Source organism: Bradyrhizobium sp. LeoB3 (assembly GCF_055456055.1).
On record NZ_JBVBEF010000315.1, the window covers coordinates 1 to 924 of the forward strand.

The 924-nt window shown below is 62.8% G+C and carries 1 protein-coding gene; it reads right to left on the reverse strand.

Annotated features, from left to right (window positions below):
- Window positions 1–865, reverse strand: a protein-coding gene (locus tag ACZXDY_RS46085; RefSeq protein WP_455999116.1) for an IS630 family transposase whose coding sequence is annotated in 2 segments (ribosomal slippage) — window positions 1–528 and window positions 530–865 — 864 coding nt annotated over the 2 segments. Because the reading frame shifts where the segments join, the coding sequence is not laid out codon by codon here. This gene is flagged as partial in the annotation.
- Window positions 866–924 lie beyond the last annotated feature (59 nt).

Sequence of the window (924 nt, forward strand, 5' to 3'; positions counted from 1 at the left end):
GTGTCGCCAAATGTCTTCGAGGGTGCGCTTCTGCGCGATGCGCATCCAGTGCTTGATCTTGGCGAAAGTCTGTTCGATCGGATTGAGGTCGGGTGAGTAAGGCGGCAGATACCAGAGTCTGGCGCCGGCGCCTCGGATGATGCGACGCAGAGCAGCCGACTTGTGGCTGCCGAGATTATCCATGATCACGATGTCGCCCGGCTTGAGAACTGGAACAAGCTGCTGTTCGACATAAGCTCGGAAGCATTCGCCGTTGATCGGCCCGTCGAAGACGCAGGGAGCGACGAGGCTGTCAGAGCGCAAGGCGCCGAGAAAGGTCAGCGTCCGCCAATGGCCGTGGGGTGCAAAACCTCGCACCCGTTCGCCCTTCGGCCCCCATCCGCGCAACGGGGCCATGCTGGTCTTGATCCAGGTCTCATCGATGAAGACCAGGCGCTGAGGATCGAGGCTCGCCTGCCACGACTGCCAGCGACGGCGCCGGCGCGCGACGTCCGCGCGGGCCTGCTCAAGGGCGAACAGCGTTTTTTTTGAACCGCAGGCCTTCGCGCCGCAGGAACGTCCAGACCGCGTTGTGCGAGACCTCGACCCCACGGGCAGCAAGTTCATCCTTCAGCCCGTGCAGCGTCAGATGCGGCGTTTGGCTGATCCGCTCCTTGATGAAGGCGCGATGCGGTTCCAGCACCGGCTTGCGGTATCCGCCTATCTTGCCGGGCGCCACTGAGCCAGTTGCACGATAGCGCTGTGACCACTTCACCACCGAGGACACCGCCACGCCAAATCGCGTCGCAACCGCCCGGCAGCTCTCGCCCCCACTTACAGCTGCAACGACACGTTCACGCAGATCATTGGAAAGAGGTCGGCTCATCAGATGCTGGCCCCCAGACCCAGCCAACATCTTGAATCACAAACCGGCCCGCAGGGGAA